Genomic DNA, 17851 nt, shown 5'->3' on the forward strand with positions numbered 1-17851 from the left:
AGTTAAATAAAACAAAGGAGGTTTCTATGAAGAAAATTTTTACCCTCATTTCTCTTCTCTTTTTAAGTGCTGCAACATTTGCCAACCTCAACGAAGCAAGGTTGAGTATTTCCAGCATGAGCAACACACCCATCCGGGTACTGATCGATGGACGTCAGGTACAACAGGCCAACAAAGAGTACCGTATCAGCAATCTCAGCCCGGGTAATCACCGCATCCAGATCTACAGGATCAATCAAAAGCAAGGACGAGGTGTATTCAGAAACAACCGTGATGAAATGATCTACAACGGCAATGTGAATCTCCGCAGGGGAACACATACCGATATTGTGATCAACCGTTTCGGTAAAGTATTTACAGATGAGCAACGCATGGATAATCGTTATGATGATACCTGGAGCGACAATGACTGGAACAACGATCGTAACAATGATAACTGGAACAGGGACAATGATAATTGGAATCGTGACAACAACAACAGTTGGGGACAACCGATGAACTATGAACGTTTTCAACAGCTGAAACAATCTATTGAACGTGAAAGCTTCGATAAAAACAAAATGGATCTGCTGCGGTCAATATTGCCCAACAACCGTGTTACAGCACAACAGGTGCGTGAACTGGCTTATCTCATCAGCTTTGAAAATGCAAGATTAGAGTTGGCAAAGTTCGCTTACAGATATACTTCCGACAGAGGCAACTATTTTGTAGTGAACGACGTCTTTAACTTCGGAAGCAGCAAAACAGAACTTACACGATATATTTCTACGTACAGAGATTAACCCTGTTGAAACTTACTAAGCAGAAGCATCTATTACAAGAATCCCCTGGCAATTCCGGGGGATTTCTTATTTAATAGTTGAATGAAAAAGTTGCTGCTATGAGAATAAGCAGCAGAAGCAAACCTCCACCAAAAATAATACCCAGAATAGCCGGAATATTGTGAGTGCCTTTTTTATCGGCAAGTTTTTTTCTTTTTAAAAGACTGATGATTCCTGTTATGGTTGCAGTGACCATGAGGGCCAATGCAAGAATAAATAGTACCTGAACGATCGCATAATTTCCGATAGCCCACAAAAGGATTAGTATAAGAGGTGCCGCTATGCTTGCTACCAGCGACATGATGCCAAGTTTGTTAACCAAACGTTTTGCTTTGTCGTCATCTGCTGCTTTCCTGATTTTACGGTCTAGTATTTTTTTAAGAAGAACCTCTTTGAATGTCGGTTTTTTTAATTGTGGCTGTTTAATCATGCCATTCACAGGCTCAGTTACAATTAAAGAAGACGAGTAGCAGAAAGTTTGTGCTTGGGTTGCTGAATGAAGCAGAAGAGTACATGTAAGAATGAGCAGGAGCCGTGGCATTGAAATAGTTTTATAAAAGATAGAAATTATTTTTGCCAAATTCAAGCCTTTGCAGCTAAGGTTTTTTGGTAAAGAGTAATGTCAGCAATCTTGGAAGATTATTAGAGTCAACATCATCAAAATATTCTGTAAGTGTAATTAATTCGAAACCTGTTGTTTTTGCGGCATTTATAAAATCGCTAATGTGATGATTAAAGCAGGTTACAACCTGTGTTCCATTGGCTGTTTCAAATCTTGCTTTACTGCCGTTGTATTGTTTGAAAGGGTGCAATTCGCTGATGTAGAGATAACCGCCGGATTTCAACACAGCAGCAACTTTTGCAAACACCGGTTGCAGTTCTTCGATATGCTCTAAAATCAAACTAAAGCCAACCAGATCGTAGGCTTTGGTGGCGAATGTCCATGGCTGCATAATATCAGCCTGTACGAAGCTGACATTAGATCCGGTAATCTTCTCTTTTGCTTTGCTCAGCATTTCTTCACTCAAATCAACAGCCGTAACAGTTGCTGCTTTTTCTAAAAGCCATACCGTATTCTTGCCGGTGCCGCAACCAATTTCCAAACAATGTGCAAATGTGAGCGGTGCTAACGTCTCCCGCAATGATTTTGCTTCCAGATCACGTGTTTTATTTTCGTTACTGTCGTATTGTTGCGCCCAACTGTTGTAGGCTTGTTGTACTTCGTTCATATAAATGATTTATGAAACTGTAAGATCATACTTGTGTAACAGGCCGATCAATCCTGTCATTGAAAACTTTGCTTTTTTCAGTTTGTTTAGTTCTGGGTCGATAGAGAAATTAATGGCGGTTCGCAGATCGGCTTTTTCAAGATTGGTTTGGTCAAACATGGCTCCCAATAAATTACATTCATGAAAAACTGCACCTGAAAGATCAGCTTCTGTAAAATCAACTTCCTGTAAACTGCAATGGATAAATTGAAATGCTTTCAAATTCATTTTAAAAAATCCCGACAGGTTGAGCAGGCAATGATCGAACTGTACCGTAAACAAAAAGCTGTTACAGTTTTCAAAATGCAATCCCAGTAATTTGCAATTCACAAATTTTGTTTCCTGGAAAGAAGTACCGTTGATATTTGCTGCGCTCAGGTTGCAGTTATCAAATACACAATCGATGAAGGTGATCTTTGAAAGATCGGTTTCTGCAAAATTGCAATTGGTAAAGTGGCAGTTCTCGTAATCACCAACGGGTAATTTTTTGATGGTATAATCAACGCCTTCAAACTGCTTGTCTTCTTCGTACGCTCTTTCCATGAAACTAAAGTAATAAAAGTTTATCGTTCTCTTTTCAGGTCTGTCTCAGTGCTGTTACTACTAAAAAGAAGCCCCGCATTGCGGGGCTATAAAATATACTTATGTGTCAGTTACCTTGCTGGTGAACAAACACATCTGCTTCCGATTATTTCTTCAACACCGCCGCCATTGTTTTACCAATGTCAGCAGGACTTGCTACTACATGAATACCACACTCCGTCATGATCTGCATTTTTGCAGCAGCCGTATCTTCAGCACCACCAATGATTGCACCCGCATGTCCCATACGACGACCGGGAGGCGCTGTTTGTCCGGCAATAAAACCAACAACCGGTTTCTTTGCATTCTCTTTGTACCAACGTGCAGCTTCAGCTTCCATACCACCACCAATTTCACCGATCATTACAACTGCATCTGTATTCTCATCGTTCATAAATAATTCCAATGCTTCTTTGGTGGTAGTGCCAATGATAGGATCACCACCAATACCAACCGCAGTGCTCACGCCCAAGCCGGCTTTTGCAACCTGGTCAGCAGCTTCGTAAGTAAGCGTTCCGCTTTTTGATACAATACCAATACGGCCAGGGATAAATACAAAGCCCGGCATGATACCTACTTTACATTCACCAGCTGTAATTACACCCGGACAGTTTGGCCCGATCAAACGTGTATTCGTTCCAACTAAATAGTTTTTTGCTTTCACCATGTCCTGCACGGGAATACCTTCCGTAATACAAACCACCAGTTCAATACCTGCATTCGCAGCTTCCATAATTGCATCAGCAGCAAATGCCGGTGGTACAAAAATGATACTCACATTCGCACCTGCTTTTTGTACAGCTTCTTCTACTGTATTAAACACCGGACGATCGAGATGGGTTGTACCACCTTTTCCCGGTGTAACACCACCAACGAGGTTGGTACCGTATTCGATCATTTGTGTTGCATGGAACGTGCCTTCTGTTCCCGTAAAACCCTGCACAATTACTTTAGAATTTTTATTAACGAGGATGCTCATGTGAAATACTTTAGTAGGCCGCAAAGATAAGGGATGATGCTTTAGGATTTTGGAATTAAACCGTAAGATTTGGGGCTTTTAACGGCAGTACAAAAACGAACAATTGTTCCGGCTTTTCGCTATACCTCCGCTTCGCTGCGGTGCCGCTTCAATCCGGCAGCCCGTCAGCATTAGATTAGATAGATCAGCGATTTCTGTTACATCTTCGAAGTTTTAAAATCCCTAAGGGATGGTAGCATAAATGTGGTACAAAAAAATCTAAACCCCGAAAGGTTGGAATAAAAACTCATTTTATGCTGAAGCTTTTTTGCCTTCCTGTCATCCGGTAATTTCAGTCGAGATACTTCAAAAAGAGAATTGTAAATCCGTATGAAATAGTTGGGGCAAGTGTTGTTTGTCCAACACTATAACTGCCATTGGCAATAGAATCGGTTCTGATTACTGAGCTGATTGTTCCAACAGGATGTTGAACAGCGTAGTCAAGAAACAACACTGCATCTGCACCAATCTTTTTTGCTTGCTTCACTGATTTGCGCTGCATGGTTTCTTCAAAGTTTCGATCAAAGCTGCCAGGCTTTACAAATCCCTTACCCATTATTTTATAAGGTCGTTGAATATTCGTTTCAGTTACGAATACATCGGTTGCAGCAACCGGGTTTGTTTTTGCACCAACGTAACTGATCTTTGTTGCACAGGAGCTAAGAATTAAAAGAAGTATAGCGTATAGTTTTAGCATAAGCAAAGTGTTTCTTATATCACCTCATACTTTATGCCATTGGTTTATTTGGGAGTGTAAATGCTTGTTAAAGTAACTTGATTGACTATTTGAAACGCTTGATCATTGAAAATCTACAATCGCATATCTGCAATCAAAAATTATCTTGCCACCGACGTACTCTTATTCTTTCCTGTATAACCCCAGGTTACACTTCCCCAATAGCTTTGCCATTGAGCATGGGGATCATCGGTAAGGCGAATCATAGTAACACAGCTTACCATCCATTCGCCGCTTGTAGTTACAGGAAAACTGATCTCACCTTTTTCATTACTCATCATCGAAATATCGGTTACAGTGCCTGGCAGTTTATGCCAGGTACGGATTTTGGTATTCTGCAAGGGCTCACCTTTGAATAAAATTTTTACAGTGAGCGTGTCGCCATCTTTTAATTGATAGGGATGGGAGAGGGGAATAATATCGATCGGTAGATTGGTTTGCTTTTTATATACGGCTGTTTTTAAAGTTCCAACCTGCACAATGGTTTTTACAGAACGTTGGTATAACTCACGGCCCATGGAATCCGTTTCGTTTTGTTGCTTACGGTAATCAATAGCTGATTGCAAACCATCTTCAGCCAAGTATGCATTGAATTTTTCTGCCTCCAGTTCAATAAACGAATTGATGTTGTTGAACGTAACCATGGCCGTTCCTTCTTCATGTATGGAAAATTGAAGTGAGTCGCCTTCGTCTTCCGTTAATGCATCGGACAGATCATCAACAATATCGGCATAGTATAATTTGAGTTCATTCACTTTATCACGGTTGCCTTTCCAGTTGTCGCCTGTAAATGCTTCCCCAACTCTGAAGCGGATATTGATCTCTTCGGCCCGTGAAAAAATGTATTGCTGCGGCTCCAGCCAAAACTCATGTGCAAGTACGGGTGCAAGAAGAAGTAAAATAAGTAAATAAGTAAGCTTGTATTTTAACTTCATATCATTCAATTAAAAAAGCTCTGTTATTTCTCTCCCGCAAGTGATTTGGCTGTTTACTTCAACAGTTTATCCATATCTCTGTCGTCGCTTATTTTTCCTTTGGCTTCGAGCATGCGCATGTCTTTGGCATCCTGTAAAAAGTCGGAAGCAAAAATGAATTGATTCAATTCTTCATTCTTGCTGAAGATGATGTCTTTGTTGGTGCCTTCCCATTCTTTACGGCCCTTGTGCATGAAAATAATTTTATCGCCAATTTCCATAACACTGTTCATGTCGTGTGTATTCACCACCGTCGTCATGCCATATTCAATAGTAATTTCTTTGATGAGTTTATCAATGACCAACGAGGTTTTGGGATCAAGACCGGAGTTCGGCTCATCACAAAACAAAAACTTAGGATTCAATACAATGGCACGTGCAATGCCTACACGCTTTTTCATACCACCACTGATCTCTGCCGGAAATTTATCATTGGCGCCTGTCAGGTTTACTCTTGCCAGCACTTCATTTACTTTTTCGTGCTTCTGCTTGAGATTGAGTTTGGTGAACATATCCAACGGAAACATTACGTTTTGTTCCACCGTCATTGAATCAAATAATGCTGATCCCTGGAATAACATGCCGATCTGTTGACGTAATTGCTTCCTGTCTTCTTCGTTCATGTTGGTGATACTTTCACCATCGTACAACACTTCGCCACTGTCGGGTTCAAACAATCCAACAAGACATTTCATCAATACCGTTTTACCGCTGCCGCTGGCGCCAATGATCAAATTGCATTTGCCCGTTTCCAGCGAAGCTGATACGTCTTCAATTACTGTTTTGCCATCAAAGCCTTTGTGTATGTTTTTGATCTCTATCATGTTGTTATAATAGTAGAGCGGCCAATGCGTAATCCGCCAATAAAATTAAAATACAACTTACAATTACTGATTTTGTACTGGCCCTTCCAATTTCCAATGAGCCACCTTGTACATGATAACCATAGTAAGCCGGGATACTGGAAATAATAAACGCATAAGTGTACGTTTTACTCAACGCAAAAAATACATTGTATGGAATAAAATCTTCCAGCAAACCATCGTTATAAATTTCAGGAGGAAGTATGCCCGACATAGAGCCGGCCATTTTACCACCCCAGATACCTAACACAGCCGCCAGAATAACCAAACAGGGAACTACCAATAAGGCGGCAATAATTTTTGGCATAATGAGGTATGCTTTGGTATTGATGCCCATAATTTCCAACGCATCAATTTGTTCGCTGATGCGCATGTTGCCAAGCTCTGAAGCAATACGTGAACCAACAACACCTGCCAATACCACACAAATAAGCGTAGGTGCTAATTCAAGAATGATATTATCTCTTACAATTACTGCAATAACTGTTTTTGGAATTAATGGTGTGATGAGCTGATAGGCCGTTTGCACCGTTGTTACCGCTCCAAGAAATACAGAAATGATGACCACAATACCAACCGACCGGATACCGATCTCGTTGCATTGGTGCATGAGCTCTTTCCAGTACAGGCGCATATTTTCCGGTTTGGAAAACATGCCTTTGATCATTAAAAGGTAACGGCCGAAGTGTGTAAAAAAATCCATAGCGTGATATCAATGGTCAATAGTCAATAGTCAATAGTCAATAGTCAATAGTCAATAGTCAATAGTCAATAGTCAATAGTCAATAGTCAATAGTCAATAAAATTTACAGACGTTGAAGATACAATTCAAAATGCAAATCTCAAGTTCAGGACTGTAAGTTAACCCAAACTTGAGATTTGACTGTTTTGATAATTTGCCTATTGGCAATTGCTTATTGCCAGTTATATTTCATGGCTCACCTTGCGAAACCGTTTCCACCACGGTGATTTTTTTACTGTTTCCTGTGTGTTGCCTTTGCTTTTCATTTGTGCATCCACTACAGCAATGAGCACCATGTTAAAGATGGAGCGGACTGAACTTCCCAACTGCAGAATGTGCACCGGTTTTTTCAATCCCAACAAAATCGGGCCAATGGCATCTGCATCTCCTACTTCCTGCAACAGGTTGTAGGCAATATTGCCGCTGGCAAGATTAGGGAAGATGAGCACATTCGGTTCGCCATTCACCAATTCACTGAACGGATAATTTTCTTTTAATATTTCCCGGTTGAACGCCACAAGCGGTTGTATTTCGCCATCGCACACAAGATTGGGCTCACGCTCTTTCACAATCTCTCTGGCTCTTGCTACTAACTTGGCCTCGCTGCTGTCGCTGCTGCCAAAGTTTGAATAGCTCAGCATAGCAACACGTGGAGTAATACCAAAGGCACGCACTTCTTTTGCTACGAGTTGGGTTATATCAGCCAGTTCATCGGCACGTGGATTAAAGTTGACCGTTGCATCAGCCAGGAACAACGGTCCACGCTTGGTGAGCATGATGTACATACCGGCAATTTTGCGAACGTTCTCATCTTTGCCAATAATTTGTAATGCCGGACGAATGGTATCGGAATACTTGCGACTCAATCCGCTGATCATAGCATCTGCTTCGCCGGTTTCCACCATCATACAGCCAAAATGTGTACGTTCTTTCATCGCTTTTGCCGCTTCGTAACGGTTCAATCCTTTGCGTTGGCGCTTCTGAAAAAACTGTTCACCAAACTTCTGGCGCATTTCTTCCTGCTCTTTGCTCTTTGGATCTAATACAGGAATTCCTTCCAGATCAATCGCATTTGCGTCTGCTTTTTCACGAATCGTTTTTTCATCACCTAACAGTATCGGGTAAGCGATTCCTTCTTCATACGCCAATTGTGCAGCTTTCAACACTTTCACATTTTCGGCATCTACAAACACCACACGTTTGGGATCTTTGCGTGCCTTGCTGCCAATTGCACGCATCAATTGATTGTCGATACCTAACCGATGATTGAGGATGTCTTCATACTTTTCCCAATCGGTGATGGGGTGCTGTGCTACGCCACTTTCCATAGCCGCTTTTGCAACAGCAGGAGCTACATAACTCAACAAACGTGGATCAAGTGGTTTTGGAATAATATAAGTTGCACCAAACGAAATATTCTTTTCGTTGTACGCCATGTTTACGATATCCGGTACTGGCGTTTTTGCTAATTCAGCTAATGCTTTTACAGCCGCCAGTTTCATGGCTTCGTTGATCTTGGTGGCACGCACATCCAATGCACCACGGAAAATGTACGGGAAGCCCAATACATTATTCACCTGGTTGGGATAATCGCTGCGGCCTGTTGCCATAATTACATCAGCACGAGCAGCTGTTGCTTCTTCGTAACTGATCTCAGGATCAGGATTGGCCATAGCAAACACGATCGGTTTCTTGGCCATGCTCTTCACCATTTCACCGGTAATAACATTGCCCACGCTTAAACCAATAAATACATCCGCATTTTTGATGGCATCAGCCAATGTCATGTCAGGATGTTTTACATGGGCTGCAAATTTTTTCTTGTTCTCATCAAGGTCATCCCGTTGATCATGGATCACACCTTTGCGATCGAACATTAAAAAGTTTTCGTGTTTGGCACCCAAGCTTTCATATAACAATACACAAGCCATAGCAGCAGCGCCTGCGCCATTTACAACGAACTTTGCTTTTTCAATTTTCTTTCCTTGTATTTCCAATGCGTTCAACAAAGCAGCAGCGCTGATGATGGCTGTGCCATGCTGATCATCGTGCATCAACGGAATTTTCATTTCCTCTTTCAACCGCTGTTCAATGTAAAAGCATTCGGGAGATTTAATGTCTTCAAGATTGATACCACCAAAGGTTGGTTCAAGCGCTTTAACGATCTGCACGAATTTCTCCGGATCTTTTTCATTGATCTCAATATCAAACACATCAATGTCTGCAAAGATCTTGAAGAGTACTCCTTTTCCTTCCATCACCGGCTTACCAGCTTCGGGGCCAATATCGCCCAAGCCCAAAACGGCAGTACCGTTACTGATCACAGCAACCAGGTTTCCCTTCGCTGTGTATTTGTAAACGTCTTCGGGATTATTAAAAATTTCCATGCAGGGCACCGCAACACCTGGCGAATATGCCAGTGATAGATCACGCTGTGTTTTGGCTTCTTTGGTAGGAATTACTTCAATTTTCCCCGGTCTTCCTTTGGCATGATATTCCAATGCCTGTTGCCGGCGTAGTTCTTCTTTGTTCATACGTAATAGTTAATCAAACAATCGTTTTTTAGCCTTGCTAAGTGCGGCAAGGTACGAAAAGAATGAAAAGTGGATTTATAAGTTACCTGTACGTTAAGAATCCGGCTATACCCGCTTTGTAGTATTTTTTTTTAATATGTTTACTGTATAATTGTGAAAACATCAAAACATGCAACTGAAACAAAACTCCTGCTTATTCTTAGTTTTCTTACCATGATTTTTATTATTCAGGCTTGCCGGAAATATGATTTTTTTGGAAAGACCTCGAAAGAATTTAAAGTGGAGGATGCTAAAGAATGGTATTATGGTGTATTTAAGAAAAGTGATGCATTTACTATTGTAAGTGATAAAAATGCAATAGCTCCGTTTGTTACCAGTGGGGTGTATATAGGACGCCAACAAACTTCTAAGACCTTCTACAAAAAATACCCCTACTGGAATAAGGCAATCAATTATAGCTTGGGAAGTTTACAGGTTGTTGAAATGCCATTGCAGCTTGAAGAGAAAGCACTCGTTTTACCAGGAATGCAGCATTTGTCAAAATTGGAGAAAACTACGATTGCTGAAGGAAGCATAACAAAATTGCTTTTTTTCAAACAGACAGATGGGGCTATCACAACACGAATAGTGACTCTTATACCCACTTTACAATATCTTAAAGCAAAAAAATTTGATATCAGTGACAATAATCTAAAGAAGCCCGATGGAAGTTTTGAAGGTTTTTTAATGGTTCAGGACTGGCAGGGCGGACTGATCAATCTGTTCGAAATTAAAAATGCGAAGTACACCCGAAAAATTAAAATTAGTAAGTTTAAGAAGACTGCAAACAACGACACTGGTATTGAATTGCTGAGTAGTTCCTCTGAATGTGGGTGGGTAATAACAACTACAGTTGTACAATATTGTGTTTCTACCAACGGGTCATCGGGTGATGTGCCTCCCGGCGATCCGACATGTACAGAATGGCAAGAGTACACAGACGAAAATTGGGAGTATATACCATGTGAAGAGGAAGAAATTGATCCTTTTACAGAATGTATCCAAATGGGGAATGATAATGATTACTGTAATTGTCTGGTTTACGGTGTTGGATGCCAAGGCGAAGATGATCCACCTGGGGATGGCGGTAATTTCGATGATAATTGGAATGACGAGATTAAGGATAGCACAAATAAACCTTGCATTGACTCTGTTCTTAGTGATTTGTCAGCTATGCAGAGTTCGCTCCCTAAGTTAGTAAGGGACTTTTTTGGGAAAAACCCTCAATTTAGTCCCATTATACGTTCAGGGCTTCGAAATCACACTTCTAATAATAATGGTGACATTATTCCGGCTCCTGGTGGTTGGACGATTTCAAACTTGCAAAGTTCAACTTTTAGTATTTACATAAACTCATTATATAGTGATGCCACTGATTTGTCAACTGTAACTACCATTATTCATGAGGTATTTCATGCTCATTTAATGAATGAAGTTAGAACTTACAATAATGATTCAGGTTATGTACGGCAACTTTATGATAACTATGGGTATCTTTTCCCAACCGTTTTTGCTGATTGGTTGCAAAATAATTCTGGAGTTCCTACAAATACAGCTCATCACCAAGCAATAGCAACGATGTATAGAGGGCTCATTGCGGATGCAATAAACACATTCGCAGTTCAAAATGGCATTAATTTGCCATCTGGCTATGCTAATGATCTTGCATGGTCTGGGTGTTCCGATTCTCAGGCTTTTCAGAGTTTGTCTGGAAGTGAAAAAGGACGAATTATAGACAGAATCGCAGCCGAAAAGGATCCAAATAATATCAATGGAATAAATTCCTCTAATAATTCTGCCAAAGGTAAACCCTGCAATTAATAGTTATAAATAAAAAATTTTGAAATGAAGCATATCAAACCTTATGTTGTAATTCTATTCTTTTTTGTTTTTTCGACTGCATGTGTAGCTCAAAAAAACAGATCAGCTTCGCTTAAACCAGGTTTTTATTTTTTTGGCCAAACTGTTTCTGAGTGGGTAGGAGGTGGTTATTATCTACTTAAACAAGATTCTACTTTTATTTTCTTTTCGCCATTATGGCAATCTGTAATTGATTGTGACGCTATGGACGTAAACCCTAATTATTTTGGGGAAGGCCGTTGGATGATTAGCAAAACAAATGAGTTAATATTATCTTTCGGAAAAACTACTTACGATTATTTAAGGTTGAGGTCAGAAGTAATTTATAATGTAAAAAACTATATAAGTAGGGATTCTGTGTACATCCAGTGCAAGGTTTCAGATAGTATTAATAGTTGGTTTTTAGAAATTCAATTAGATACAATTGGTAATAAGAAAAAAATAGTAAAACCAGTTTCGAATAGCCAAAATTTGAGTATATCAGTTCCTGTTACTTATCGTCCAATTTCGTTAAACGTTAGTTCAATTGGGTACTACTCACAAAAAATAGAATTATTGCAGGGATTTAATTTTCATAATATTGAGATCAAAGTGCTTCAAAAAAAAGGACAAGAATGCTTTAGATATATAGAGCCGATTGTCATTAGTGAAAAAGTTGTTAGCGGAGATAAAGGAAAAGTTTTATTTGGTCGGCTCTTAAAAATTAATAGAATTGACGATAAGGAAGAAGTTATATCTAACTTGAAAATGGCGATAAATAAATATCCTGAATTAAGTATCGTTATGAAAAATATCATTCAAGAATTAGAGAAGGTTAAATAAGTAGTAGAAATCATCTTGTATATACATATGTAATTGTACAAATTCATAGCCTTTAGAAGTGAAGGGTTTAAGTCTCCAAAAGGGCAATATATTTTTAATAGCAGCATGTGTAATTATATGCTGCTATTATTCATTTCAATTAAACCCTGCCACCTCGCCTTTTATTAATTACAATAGCGCTCTATTTGCGATTACCGTAGCGGCTATATTATTTTTATTTATACCCAATACAGACAGGCGTTTCTTTTTTGCAGTATGGGTTTTGTTTGCAGCAATCACAATCATTCTTCTGCAAAGCAGAACAGCGCTTCTTTCATTTGGGGCAGGTTACTTACTGTTTTTTACACGAAAGCGAAGTTATAACGTAAAGCCGCTTTTGTTCCTTTTTGCGCTTTTAGCAAGTTCTTTTTTGGTTCTCTCGTATTATAAATTTGAATCAACAGAAGGGCGCTGGTTTATCTGGAAAAATTGTATGGCTGTTCTTTCAAACAACTGGTTACAAGGTGTTGGGTGGGGTAAGTTTCGTTTTGCTTACAACGAGCAACAGGCAAACTGGTTTCGTCAACATGGATTTGATAATAAGGAAACTATGCTGGCAGACAATGTTTATTATGCGTTTAACGAATGGATTCAACTGGCTATTGAAATTGGAGTGCCGCTGACTATTTGCATCCTTTTAGCAATTGTTTATACGTTTTTAAAAGCACATAAAAATAGCCGGGATAGTGATTCACTGCCCGAAAAAAGAATTGTTGCTGCTTTCGGGGCTTTATTTATTGCTACATTATTCTCTTATCCTTTTTTCTATTTACCTTCTTTACTACTTTTTGGGTGTTTATATGCTTGGGTGTTTAAATTAGCAAATTTTCAGAGTTGGGCAGTAGTGCCAAAAATGGTAAAGACTATATTAGTTTGCATTTTAGTGCTGTTAATTGGGTTTATATTTTATCAACAGTACAGTGCCCGTACGAAATGGAAAGAAGCTGTAGAGTTACAACAGGTTGGCTACAAAAGAGCAGCATTATCTTCAATGCTTTCGGGCTATTCAATTTTAAAGGATAATGGAGATTTTTTATTTGCAATGGGTAACGCATACCAGTCCGTTAATCAAATTGATTCAGCACTTTATTATTATAAACAATCGGTAACGTTTAAGAACGATTATGAACTGCATCGACAAATAGGTCAATTATACCATGAGAATGGTTTGGATAGTCTGGCTGAAAACCATTTACTAAAGGCTGTTTACATAGTGCCCAACCGCTTTAAAAGTCGTGAAATGCTTGTAGATTTTTATGTTTCAACAAGAAGTGTAAATAAGGCAAAGTTTTGGGCAAATGAAACGTTGCGGTTAAAAGAAAAAGTTCCATCTGCGGTAACAAAGCAGGTCAAAGAAAAAATGGAGAAAATAATACGTGAATATTAGTCAGTTATATTCTTCAACAGATCCTCAAAGCTTTCCCGTTTGCGGATCAAGATCGCTTCGCCATCTTTCAACAACACTTCTGCCGGGCGGTATCGTGAGTTATAATTACTGCTCATTTCATAGCCATAAGCACCTGCATTATGGAAGCAAAGCAAGTCGCCTTCTTTTATTTCAGGTAATAAACGATCACTCGCAAACGTATCTGTTTCGCAGATATACCCGGTGACCATGTATTTTTTTTCTTCGCCTGTTGGGTTCGATAAATTGCTGATGTGATGATACGCATCATACATCATGGGTCGAATCAAATGATTCAATCCGGTATTTACTCCTGCAATGATCGTTTCGCCATTTTGTTTCAGCACATTTACTTCAGCCAGTAAATAACCACATTCACTTACTAAAAATTTCCCCGGCTCAAACCAGATCTGCAATTTTTTATTATTCGCCAATGGATGCGCATCAAAGGCCTGTTTTAATTTTTGTCCAAGCAATGCCACATCGGCTGTTTTTTCTCCGGGGATATATGGTACTTTAAAACCACCGCCAAGATCAATTACTTCCAGTTCGGGAAAATGTGGGATGAGATCGAACAACACTTCAATGCCTTTTACAAATACATCGGCATCTTTAATTTCACTGCCGGTATGAATGTGCAAAGTGCGGATAAAAATATTATTTGCTTTCACAATGGCTTCCAGTTCGCCGATCTGCTCGACAGCAATACCAAACTTGCTCTTATTATGTCCTGTTGAAATTTTGAGATTGCCACCTGCCATGATGTTTGGACGAAGACGAACACCAACAGGATAACTATGACCATACTTTTTTCCAAACTTTTCAAGGTTCGATAAACTGTCGATGTTTACATGTACACCTGCTGCCACTGCTTCTTCAATTTCAACAAATGAAATACCGTTGCTGGTGTACAACACATTTTCAGGAGCCACACCTGCATGCAATGCCAGCTTTACTTCGTTAATGCTGCTGCAATCGATATTACAACCAAGGCTGTTGATGTAACGTACAATGTGAATATTCGTCAATGCTTTGGATGCATAAAAAATACGTGTGTCCAATACAGAAAACGCATTCACCAATGTTTCGTATTGCTGTTTTATTTTTTCTGCATCATAAACATATACAGGAGTGCCGTATTGCTGTGCAATGCTGATCAATTGTTCTTTGGAGATAGAAAGATTCATGTGTCGATGTTGCTAGGCTGCGAATTTAGTTGAAAAAACGGTCGGGACGCTAAAGCGGCCTGAACGATCCATCAGCAGCTGAGTAGCAAATAAAAATCCCCGCAAGTAGCGGGGATTCATTTTATAATTGTCAGTCATTTTTTTCTTCTTCGTCCTGCTCTTCTACATCACTTTCGTCGGATGTTTCTTCAGCTTCTTCTTCGGTTTCAATAATTTCTTCTTCATCTGCAGGTAATTCTTCTTCATCAATCACCACTTCAATGATTTCTTCTTCTATTGTAACATCGTCTGTGAGATTCTCTTCTTCCGTTATTTCTTCAACAACCGTTTCGTCTGTTTCAATTTCTGTTTCTTCAGCAGCAACTTCATCAAGCGGCTGTTCCACCAAACTTCCATCTTCAGTTACTACCAACGCTTCAGTAGAAACAAGTTCCTGTTCTTCTTCACCTGCAACATGTAATGTATCACTTTGTACGCCGGTTGGTTCAGTTAATTCAGCACCAATGATTTCTTTGATCTTCGGCAGATCTTCCGGTGAGTTGATGCCAAAATAATCCATGAACGAACGGGAAGTGCCATAGATCAATGGATGTCCGGGCATTTTTTCATTCCGTCCCAATATCACGATCAATTCTTTCTCTAATAATTTCTGTACGGCATAATCACAATTCACGCCACGGATGGCTTCCATTTCACCTTTGGTGATGGGTTGCTTGTAGGCAATAATGGACAATGTTTCCAATGCTGCTGTACTTAAACGTTTCAGGAATTTATCGCCGTTGATCTGGGCAACCGTTTTGTGGTATTCTTTTTTTGTAAGAAACTGCAAACCACCGCCACTTTCTCTGATTTCAAATGGATAAAATTCGGATGCGTATTTTTCTTTGATGGCTTCTACTGCTGCTTCTGTCTGGTCGAGTGTAGCACGGTCTTCAATAAAACCAAGCGCATTGTTTACCAGATCGCACAACTCCAATGTAGTGAGTGGACGTTCGGCCGCAAAAATCAGCGCTTCAATATGTGGGATAATGACACTTAGTTCCATCTGATTAATTAATAATTGATAATGCATAATTGATAATGCTGTCCATTATCAATTATCAATTTTGAACTTACCCGTTCAATGCTGCTGCACCACTTACGATTTCTGTAAGTTCGGTTGTAATGGCGGCCTGGCGTGCACGGTTATAACTGATGCGGAGTGAACGCAACAATTCGTTGGCATTATCGCTGGCTTTATCCATCGCCGTCATACGTGCACCGTGTTCAGATGCGTTGGCGTCAAGTACAGCTTTGAATAATTGTGTATTGAGGATTTTCGGCATTAACTCGGCTACGAGTTCTTCTTTGCCCGGTTCGAAAATAAAGTCTGCTTTGGTTTTGGCTGCAGCCCCGGTGTTCACCACTTTTGGAATAGGCAGAAAACGTTCCAGTTTAAATTCCTGTGTAGCGGCATTTTTAAATTGGCTGTACACCAGTTCTACTACATCATAATCACCTCTTACAAACGCTTCCATGGCCGCCGCCGCCGCTTTTTGCACATTCTCAAAGGAGAGTTGCAGGAAAATATCTTTATATGTTTCGCTGGTTTTAAAACCGGCACGAATCATTGCTTCGGTTCCTTTTTTACCAATACCCCAAACTTCTACATTGCCTTTGCCGTTTTGCTCGGCATATTTTTCAGCTACTGCCTGCTTGGCAAGCTTTACGAGGTTGGCATTGTAACCGCCGCACAAACCACGATCGCTGGTAACCAGAATAATCAGTACTTTATTCACCGGACGTTCAGCAGCGAGTTTCATGCTCACACTTCCATCGCTGTTGCTAACGATGTTGCTCAGCATTTCCTGCAATTTTTGTGCATACGGACGCATTTGAATGATGGCATCCTGTGCTCTGCGGAGCTTGGCCGCACTCACCATTTTCATTGCTTTTGTGATCTGCTGGGTGCTCTGCACACTCTTAATCCTGTTACGTACCTCTTTTAATTGTCCGGGCATGTTTTTATACGTTTAATTTCAGGGCGCAAAGGTAATGGAAACAGGCTTACAACCACAAGCCCCATTTGAATTTGTGGAAAAGCAAAATCCGGATTATGGGCGACCGCTGGGCGATGAATGAAGAACCGAAAGCAGGGGAGATGAAGTATTTTATTATTTTCACCAAAGCCAAATCTGCTTATGCATTCAACCAACTGTTTAAATTGTGGTGCCGGGCTTTCGCCCGAAGTGCTTTTTTGTCCGCAATGCGGGCAAAAAGCCGATACGCACCGTCTGAATTTCAGCCATATCTGGCACGACCTGATCCATGCATTTACCCATGCTGATAAAGGGATCTTTTCACTCGTCGGGCATTTAGCTGTTCGTCCGGGAATAGTTGCACGGGAATATGTGGATGGCAAACGGAAAAAATATTTCAACCCGTTTACGTTTGTAATCTTGATCGTGGGGTTTGCTTCTGTAATTCTCATCAGCTCAGGCTTTACCAGCTTTTCGGGAAATTCAGCGATGCCCAAGAATCCGATCTCTCCGTTTCTGGACAAGCATATTAACCTGCTGATTTTTCTGAATATACCGCTGCTTGCACTTTTTAACCGGTTGCTGTTTCGGCGTGCAAACACAAACTATTCAGAAAACCTGGTGCTGGCAGCGTTTACATCAGGTGAGCGATCGATCTTTTTCAGTTTGATCATTGCGCCGGTGTGGCTGCTCTTTCATCCGCCTTATTATGTATTTCTTGCGATTTATTTGCTTTGCTGGAGTTGCTATTATGGCTGGGCCTGCTCACAATTTTATAACGGACGAAGATCCATATCGTTTCTGAAAGGGGTTCTCTCAACTATATTTACTCAGATCGCAACAATGCTTTTAATTACTGGTACGTACTTTATTTACTTTTATTTTTTCCACTCCAAAAAATAAAGCAGCCTGTTGAGGCTGCTTTACAAAATAGAAAGTTTGT

The 17851-nt window shown here is 40.1% G+C and carries 17 protein-coding genes; 5 read left to right on the forward strand and 12 right to left on the reverse strand.

Annotated elements, in window-relative coordinates; translation table 11 throughout:
• The first annotated feature begins 26 nt into the window (after positions 1 to 26).
• Positions 27 to 782 carry a proline and serine-rich protein 1 family protein gene (locus WG989_RS09160; RefSeq protein WP_340428877.1) on the forward strand — a complete coding sequence of 252 codons (756 nt, stop codon included), beginning with the start codon at positions 27 to 29 and terminating at the stop codon, positions 780 to 782.
• Positions 783 to 852: 70 nt separating this feature from the next.
• On the opposite strand, the gene WG989_RS09165 is transcribed toward WG989_RS09160, so the two are convergent.
• From WG989_RS09165 to WG989_RS09205, 9 genes are all read right to left on the reverse strand, one after another.
• A complete protein-coding gene (locus WG989_RS09165) occupies positions 853 to 1401 on the reverse strand; it encodes a hypothetical protein (RefSeq protein ID WP_340428879.1) in 549 nt (182 codons plus the stop codon).
• A gap of 16 nt (positions 1402 to 1417) precedes the next feature.
• Positions 1418 to 2050, reverse strand: a complete 633-nt coding sequence (locus WG989_RS09170; protein WP_340428880.1) for a class I SAM-dependent DNA methyltransferase — start codon at positions 2048 to 2050, stop codon at positions 1418 to 1420.
• Positions 2051 to 2059: 9 nt separating this feature from the next.
• The gene (locus WG989_RS09175) at positions 2060 to 2632 is read right to left on the reverse strand and encodes a pentapeptide repeat-containing protein (RefSeq protein WP_340428881.1); all 573 of its coding nucleotides are present in this window, start codon (positions 2630 to 2632) and stop codon (positions 2060 to 2062) included.
• 145 nt (positions 2633 to 2777) lie between these two features.
• A complete protein-coding gene (sucD, locus tag WG989_RS09180) occupies positions 2778 to 3650 on the reverse strand; it encodes a succinate--CoA ligase subunit alpha (RefSeq protein WP_340428882.1) in 873 nt (290 codons plus the stop codon).
• A 331-nt stretch (positions 3651 to 3981) separates the two neighbouring features.
• On the reverse strand, positions 3982 to 4386 hold the full coding sequence (locus WG989_RS09185; RefSeq protein ID WP_340428884.1) for a hypothetical protein: 405 nt from the start codon (positions 4384 to 4386) through the stop codon (positions 3982 to 3984).
• A gap of 140 nt (positions 4387 to 4526) precedes the next feature.
• Positions 4527 to 5360 carry a DUF4198 domain-containing protein gene (locus tag WG989_RS09190; protein ID WP_340428885.1) on the reverse strand — a complete coding sequence of 278 codons (834 nt, stop codon included), beginning with the start codon at positions 5358 to 5360 and terminating at the stop codon, positions 4527 to 4529.
• Between the two features lie 53 nt (positions 5361 to 5413).
• Positions 5414 to 6223: an ABC transporter ATP-binding protein gene (locus WG989_RS09195; RefSeq protein WP_340428887.1), complete on the reverse strand. Its 810-nt coding sequence runs from the start codon at positions 6221 to 6223 to the stop codon at positions 5414 to 5416.
• Positions 6224 to 6227: 4 nt separating this feature from the next.
• Positions 6228 to 6896, reverse strand: coding sequence for an MlaE family ABC transporter permease (locus tag WG989_RS09200; RefSeq protein WP_340428890.1), 669 nt, complete (start codon positions 6894 to 6896; stop codon positions 6228 to 6230).
• Between the two features lie 290 nt (positions 6897 to 7186).
• A complete protein-coding gene (locus tag WG989_RS09205; protein WP_340428892.1) occupies positions 7187 to 9538 on the reverse strand; it encodes an NADP-dependent malic enzyme in 2352 nt (783 codons plus the stop codon).
• 153 nt (positions 9539 to 9691) lie between these two features.
• On the opposite strand from WG989_RS09205, the gene WG989_RS09210 reads away from it, so the two are divergent.
• From WG989_RS09210 to WG989_RS09220, 3 genes are read left to right on the forward strand one after another with little or no spacing between them, the layout of a single operon-like run.
• Positions 9692 to 11398 carry a hypothetical protein gene (locus WG989_RS09210; protein WP_340428894.1) on the forward strand — a complete coding sequence of 569 codons (1707 nt, stop codon included), beginning with the start codon at positions 9692 to 9694 and terminating at the stop codon, positions 11396 to 11398.
• 24 nt (positions 11399 to 11422) lie between these two features.
• The gene (locus tag WG989_RS09215; protein WP_340428897.1) at positions 11423 to 12259 is read left to right on the forward strand and encodes a hypothetical protein; all 837 of its coding nucleotides are present in this window, start codon (positions 11423 to 11425) and stop codon (positions 12257 to 12259) included.
• A gap of 58 nt (positions 12260 to 12317) precedes the next feature.
• Positions 12318 to 13685, forward strand: coding sequence for an O-antigen ligase family protein (locus tag WG989_RS09220; RefSeq protein WP_340428898.1), 1368 nt, complete (start codon positions 12318 to 12320; stop codon positions 13683 to 13685).
• On the opposite strand, the gene lysA is transcribed toward WG989_RS09220, so the two are convergent.
• The 3 genes from lysA to atpG all read right to left on the reverse strand — a co-directional run bounded on the left by lysA (position 13682) and on the right by atpG (position 16890).
• On the reverse strand, positions 13682 to 14890 hold the full coding sequence (gene lysA, locus WG989_RS09225) for a diaminopimelate decarboxylase (RefSeq protein ID WP_340428901.1): 1209 nt from the start codon (positions 14888 to 14890) through the stop codon (positions 13682 to 13684). The genes WG989_RS09220 and lysA overlap by 4 nt on opposite strands.
• A gap of 130 nt (positions 14891 to 15020) precedes the next feature.
• Positions 15021 to 15935 (reverse strand): SMC-Scp complex subunit ScpB, encoded by a 915-nt coding sequence (gene scpB, locus WG989_RS09230; protein ID WP_340428902.1) that lies wholly within the window; start codon positions 15933 to 15935, stop codon positions 15021 to 15023.
• Between the two features lie 67 nt (positions 15936 to 16002).
• Positions 16003 to 16890, reverse strand: coding sequence for an ATP synthase F1 subunit gamma (atpG, locus tag WG989_RS09235; protein ID WP_340428904.1), 888 nt, complete (start codon positions 16888 to 16890; stop codon positions 16003 to 16005).
• A 180-nt stretch (positions 16891 to 17070) separates the two neighbouring features.
• On the opposite strand from atpG, the gene WG989_RS09240 reads away from it, so the two are divergent.
• A complete protein-coding gene (locus tag WG989_RS09240) occupies positions 17071 to 17811 on the forward strand; it encodes a DUF3667 domain-containing protein (RefSeq protein ID WP_340428906.1) in 741 nt (246 codons plus the stop codon).
• The last annotated feature ends 40 nt before the right edge of the window (positions 17812 to 17851 follow it).

This window comes from Lacibacter sp. H407 (assembly GCF_037892605.1).
Classification (GTDB): Bacteria; Bacteroidota; Bacteroidia; order Chitinophagales; family Chitinophagaceae; genus Lacibacter.